General features: G+C 69.3%; 4 protein-coding genes. 2 read left to right on the top strand and 2 right to left on the bottom strand.

Annotation, left to right across the window (positions count from 1 at the left end; translation table 11 throughout):
• The coding region (locus tag WA965_RS19745; RefSeq protein ID WP_526447987.1) for a beta-ketoacyl reductase at window positions 1-900 on the top strand (900 nt) is incomplete at its 5' end.
• Between the two features lie 9 nt (window positions 901-909).
• Here WA965_RS19745 and WA965_RS19740 read toward each other — a convergent pair.
• Window positions 910-1,104, bottom strand: coding sequence for a hypothetical protein (locus WA965_RS19740; protein ID WP_526296993.1), 195 nt, complete (start codon window positions 1,102-1,104; stop codon window positions 910-912).
• 82 nt (window positions 1,105-1,186) lie between these two features.
• The gene (locus tag WA965_RS19735; protein ID WP_526296995.1) at window positions 1,187-2,875 is read right to left on the bottom strand and encodes a (2,3-dihydroxybenzoyl)adenylate synthase; all 1,689 of its coding nucleotides are present in this window, start codon (window positions 2,873-2,875) and stop codon (window positions 1,187-1,189) included.
• 111 nt (window positions 2,876-2,986) lie between these two features.
• On the opposite strand from WA965_RS19735, the gene WA965_RS19730 reads away from it, so the two are divergent.
• Window positions 2,987-6,155 (top strand): amino acid adenylation domain-containing protein (locus WA965_RS19730; protein WP_526447985.1); only part of this gene is annotated, 3,169 nt, incomplete at its 3' end.

The raw sequence follows: 6,155 nt of genomic DNA, 5'->3' as shown, positions 1-6,155 counted from the left end.
CTGGAGGAACGCGGGGTGTCCGTGCACGTCGCGCCGATCGACATCGGCGCCGCCGACGCCGCAGAGCGGCTGCAGACGCTGCTGCGGGACCTGCCGCCGGTGCGCGGCGTCGTCCACGCCGCGGGTGTGGAAGCCGGTGCGCTGCTGATCAATACGACGCCCGAGGACATCAGGACCGCGATGCGCCCCAAGGTCGGCGGCACCCTGGCCCTGCACCGGGTGTTCCCGCCCGGAGAGCTGGACTGGATGGTGCTGTTCTCGTCGTGCGGCTATCTGGCGGGCTTTCCCGGGCAGGGTGCCTACGCGTGCGCCAACGCGTTCCTGGATGCTGCCGCCCGGCACCGCGGCAGTCTCGGGGACCGGACCGTCAGCGTGGCGTGGACCGCCTGGCGGGGCCTCGGCATGGGCTCGGCATCGGGATTTGTTGCCGCCCAACTGGAAGCGCTCGGAATGGGCACCATCGGAGCCGACGACGCAATGCGTGCCCTGGACACGGCGATGCGCGGGCACGAGTCCAACGTTGTTGTGCTGCCGGTGCTTCCCGATGCTGCGGCGGTGCCGATCCTGGCTGACGTCGCACCGACGGGGGAGTCGGAGGCCGGCTCCGGTGAGGCTCCGGCGGGTCCGGGTGTCGCCGACGTCGACGAGTGGGTGGCTCAGCAGGTCGCCGAGGCGGTGGCCCATGAACTCGGCCTGCTCGCAGGCGACGTGGACGCGCGGATGCCACTCGTCGAGACCGGTGTCGACTCGATCATGACCGTCGCGCTGCGCCGCTCGCTCGAGAAGCGCACCGGTCTGGCGCTGCCGCCGACCCTGCTGTGGGAGCATCCGACAGCGGCGGCGGTGACCGCCCGGATCGTCGAACTGCTCGGGGACCGCGAAGAAGCCGAGGTCTCCTGACCCCCGGGATCAGGTCCAGCTCTGGTACTCCAGGCAGACACAGGGATGTTTGCCATAGGACATGTCGTGACACGCGCCGTGGCCGCGACCCGCTTCGGCGCGCTCTCCCGCGTGGTCGGTGCCCGGATCCAGATGCACATCCAGATCGTGATGCTCTTTCGCGTGGCCGCACACCTTGCAGTACGTCGTGATCGTCTCGGTCATGGGTCGTCCTCTCCGGTCACCTCCCACCGTGCGCTGCCGGTGAAATCCGGAGTAGGGCCCTTTGGCCACTTCGGGCGCGGGATTACGTCCCTGCGACGCTCAGCATCGCGACAAGCTGCTTCTTGTCGACCTTGCCCACGGCGGTCGTCGGCAGCGACGGCATCGGCTTCAGGACATCCGGGCGCGCATGGGCGGACACACCGCGCTCGTCCAGGTAGCTGTTCAGCTCCGTCAGTGTGATCGGCTTCCCCCGGAAAACCACTGCGGCGCAGATTTTTTCACCTAGGTACTCGTCGGGCAGCGCGACCGCAGCCGCCGCGTAGATCGCCGGGTGGGTGTGCAGGTGGTCCTCGAGGTCGGTCGCGGACACCGTTTCGCCGCCGCGGTGGATGACGTCCTTGATCCGGCCGACGACCTCCACATATCCGGCTCTCGGCCCGTCGGCGAAGATGCGTACCCGGTCACCGGTGCGGTAGAAGCCGTCGGATGAGAACGAGCGGCCGTTGGCGTCGTCTGCCCGGTAGTAGCCGTTGAGTGTGTACGGCCCGCGAACCAGCAGTTCGCCCTCTTCTCCCGGGGCCACCTCGTCTCCGTTCTCGTCGACCACCCGCATCTCGTCGTGTGGCGACATCGGTCGGCCCTGCGTGTGCACCTGCACGTCGACCGGATCGCCGGGCCTGGTGAAGTTCAGCATGCCTTCGGCCATCCCGAAGATCTGCGACATGCCCGGCGTCAGGTTGTCCAGGATGAACGCCGCCTCCTCGGGGCTCATCCGCGAGCCGCCGACCTGGACGAATCTCAGTGACGTCGGCAGCACCGGTTCCCAGTCGCAGGCTTGCGCCCACACTTTCGCCAGCGCGTTGACCAGTCCGGTGACGGTGATCTGGTAGCGGTCGATCAGTGCGAAGGCGGCCTCGGGGCTGGGGTCTGCGGTGAACACAGTGGGAGCGCCGACGGTCATCGAGCCGAGCAGTCCGGGACAGGCCAGCGGGAAGTTGTGCCCGGCGGGCAGCGCCACCAGATAGGCGTCGTCGCCGCTCATGTCGCAGGCCCGCGCGCAGGCCCGCGCGTTGTAGACGTAGTCGTCGTGGGTGCGCGCGATGAGTTTGGGCAAACCGGTGGTGCCGCCCGAGACCAGCAGCAGCGCGGGCAGTGCCGGGTCGAGGCGGGGCGCAGGGGCGGGCGGACCGTCGAACTCGGCGAGTGCGTCGAAGGACTGGAAGGGGTCGCTGTCGCCGTCGACGATGGCGTGGCGGATCGCGGGGTTCTCGGCGGCCAGACCGGCTGCCATGTCGCGGTAGTCGAAGCCGGCCGCGTGGTCCGCGACGATCAGCGCGACGGCACCGCTGACCTGGGCGAAATGGCCGAGTTCGGCGCTGCGATGCCCCGGCAGGCACATCACCGGGACGGCTCCGGCGCGTAGCAGCCCGAACAGCGCGACGGCGAACCGGCACGAGTTCGGCAACTGCAGCAGCACCCGGTCGCCGGCGGTGATCCCGAGGTCGGCCAGCCCCGCGGCGAACCGGTCTGCCACCGCGTCGAGTTCGGCGAAGGAGTACGTCTGCGCGGTGTCGATCACGGCCGGCCGGTCCGGCCAGGACTCCGCGGCTTCGGTCAGGATGGAATCGAGCGGACGGCCGGTCCAATAGCCTGCGCGGCGGTACTCCTGAGCGCGCTCCTCGGGAAAGGGAACGAAGCCGTGCGCCAGTTCGGTGTGTTCTGGCCAAAGGTCCTGGTGGTCGCCCTGATCAGGCAGGAATCCGGTGCTCATCAGTATTTGTCGCCCGCTCTGGGTAGGAGTTTTCGGTGACCCGAATATAGGGTAGCCTCCACGAAGTTAGGGCAGCCTGCGCTTAATTCTGGAGGCAGTCGAGGAGGTCTGGTGGGTGTAGCAGCGACGTGGGCGGATTCTGTCCGCGATGAGGTCGCCGAACTCCTCGGTGTCAGTGCCGAGGAGCTGGATCCCCAGGCCGACCTGATCGCCTCGGGCCTCGACTCGATCCGGATGATGTCGCTGTCGGGACGTTGGCGCCGGCAGGGCATCGACGTCGGATTCGCCGCCTTGGCCGCGAACCCCACCGTACAGGCGTGGACGGATCTGATCGCCGGACATGCCGCGACCCCCGGCGACGGCGACCACTCGTCGGCCACCGACGCGGGCGCAACCGAGGACGGTCAACCGTTCCCCCTGGCGCCCATCCAGCACGCCCTGTGGGTCGGCCGCAACGACGACCAGCAACTGGGCGGTGTCGCCGCCCATCTGTACGTCGAATTCGACGGCGCCGGAGTCGATCCCGAGCGATTGCCCGCCGCGGCTGCACGGTTGGCGGCCCGCCACCCGATGCTGCGGGTGGAGATCCTTCCCGACGGCACGCAGCGGATCGGTGACCGCGAACTGCCGGTCGAGGTCTACGACTTACGTGACCTCGACGTCGCCGCGGCAGAGGAACGGATCGAGCAGATCCGCGACACCAAGTCGCATCAACTGCTCGACGGCGAGGTGCTGGAGCTGTCGCTGTCGCTGCTGCCCGACGGCCGGACCCGACTGCACGTCGACCTCGACATGCAGGCCGCCGACGCCGTCAGCTATCGCAACTTCATGTCCGATCTCGCGGTGTTCTACCGCGGCGGCGACCTGCCGCCGCTGCGGTACTCCTACCGCGAATACCGGGCGGCGCTGACCGCTACGAACACCGAGTCCGACGAGGACCGGCAGTGGTGGGCAGAGCGTGTTCCGCAATTGCCCGAGGGGCCTGCGCTGCCCCTGGTGCCGCGCTCGGAGCAGGCCGACCCCCGACGCGGGACGCGCCGCTGGCACATCTTCGACGTGCAGACCCGGGATTCGCTCTTCGCCGCGGCGCACCGCCGCGGCATCACCCCCGCGATGGCGGTGGCCGCGTCCTACGCGGGCACCCTGGCGCGCTGGGCGACCAACCGCCGATTCCTGTTGAACCTGCCCATGTTCGGCCGTGAACAGTTCCACCCCGACGTCGACGCACTGGTGGGGGACTTCACGTCGTCGTTGATGCTCGACCTCGACCTGACCGAAGCCGACACGCCGATCTCGCGTGCGCGCCAGGCGCAGCAGACCCTGCACACCACGGCCCGGCATTCCAGCTACTCGGGGTTGTCGGTGCTGCGCGACCTGACGCGCCACCACGGCACGCCGGTGTTGGCGCCGTTCGTGTTCACCAGTGCCCTCGGCCTCGGTGACCTGTTCGCCGGCGAGGTCACCGCGCAGTTCGGCAGGCCGGTGTGGACCATCTCGCAGGGGCCCCAGGTGCTGCTCGACGCGCAGGCCACCCCGGTCGCCGAAGGATTGATGATCAATTGGGACGTCCGGGAAGATGCGTTCCGGCCAGGTGTCGCCGACGCGATGTTCGCCTATCACCTCGCCGAGCTCGAGCGGCTCGCCACCGATGAATCTGCTTGGGAGGCAGTCGATCCGCCGGAGTTCATCCGTGACCGTGACCAGCGGCACCTCGGCGCGGTCGAGACGACACCGAGTGGCGACGCGCTGCACGACGGTTTCTTCCGCTGTGCCGCCGCCGATCCGGATGCTCCCGCGGTGTACACCGCCGACGGCGTCCTGAGCTATGGCGAACTGCGCGAGAAGGTGCTGGCGGTCGCTGCGGCGCTGACCGTTGCCGGCGTGCGGCGCGGTGACGCCGTCGCGGTGATGGGGCCGAAGAACCACGAGCAGATCATCGCGCTCCTCGGGATCGCCGCCGCGGGCGCGGTGTACGTGCCCGTCGGCGTGGACCACCCCGTCGAACGTGCCGATCGCATGCTGAAGAACGCCCGGGTCCGCATGGTGCTGGCCTGCGGCGACGAGCCGATCCCCGGCCGCTGCGGGTTGACCGTCGGCGAAGCCATCCGGGTGGGCGGCCGGAATGTCGGATTCACCCCCGCCGCAGTCGATCCCGAGGATCTGGCCTACATCCTGTTCACCTCCGGTTCGACCGGTGAGCCCAAGGGTGTGGAGATGCCCCACGCGGCCGCGATGAACACCGTTGAGTTCATCAACGCGCACTTCGAGATCGGGCCCGAGGATCGGTGTCTGGCGCTGTCGACCCTCGAATGTGACCTGTCGGTGCTCGACGTGTTCGGCATGCTGCGCGCGGGAGCCTCGATCGTCGTCGTGGACGAGCAGCACCGCCGCGACCCGGACACCTGGGCGCGGTTGATCGAACGCCACCGCGTCACGGCGCTGCACTTCATGCCGGGCTGGCTGGAGATGCTGCTCGAGGTCGACGGCGACCTGTCCTCGGTGCGGGTGGTGCCCACCGGCGGCGACTGGGTCCGACCCGAGATGGTCCGCACGCTGCGCAAGCGCGCGCCGCAGGTCCGGTTCGCCGGACTCGGCGGCGCCACCGAGACGGCGACCCACAACACGATCTGCGAGGTCGACGAGCTTGCCGACGACTGGACGTCGGTGCCGCTGGGCGTGCCGTTGCCCAACAACGTCTGCCGGGTCGTCGGCGCGGACGGACGGGATTGTCCGACCTGGGTGCCCGGTGAGCTGTGGGTCGGCGGACGTGGAATCGCTCGCGGCTACTGCGCCCGTCCCGACCTGACCGCCGAGCGCTTTGTCGCGCACGACGGCAGGACCTGGTATCGCACCGGTGACCTGGTCCGGTACCGACCCGAGGGACTCATCGAGTTCGTCGGACGGGCGGACCACCGGATCAAGATCAGCGGTTACCGCGTCGAACTCGGTGAGGTCGAGGCCGCACTGCGGCGCGCCCCGGGTGTCGACTCCGCGGTGGCTGCGGTCGTCGCCACCGACGGCGGCAGCGAACTGCTCGCTGCGCTCGTCTGTGCCGACGCCGGTGCGGCCGAACCCGATCCGAAGGCCGTCGCCGAAGCGATGTCCGAACTTGTTCCACCGCACATGATTCCGCAGATCGTCGTGTCGGCTGACCGGATCCCGTACACGCTGGGCGGCAAGATCGACCGTGCCGCGGTCGCCGAACGATTGAAGGGCGCCGATGTGCTCACCGGGGTCGGCTACCGTGCCCCGGCCACGCCGGTGGAGGCCGCGCTGACGG

It is taken from the genome of Mycobacterium sp. (genome assembly GCF_049683935.1).
Classification (GTDB): domain Bacteria; phylum Actinomycetota; class Actinomycetes; order Mycobacteriales; family Mycobacteriaceae; genus Mycobacterium.
This window is presented reverse-complemented; position numbering and strand designations above follow the sequence as displayed.

Bases quoted from the DNA above. Each gene is read 5' to 3' on its own strand.
- WA965_RS19740 (WP_526296993.1), bottom strand. From the start codon at position 1,104: ATGACCGAGACGATCACGACGTACTGCAAGGTGTGCGGCCACGCGAAA.
- WA965_RS19735 (WP_526296995.1), bottom strand. From the start codon at position 2,875: ATGAGCACCGGATTCCTGCCTGATCAGGGCGACCACCAGGACCTTTGG.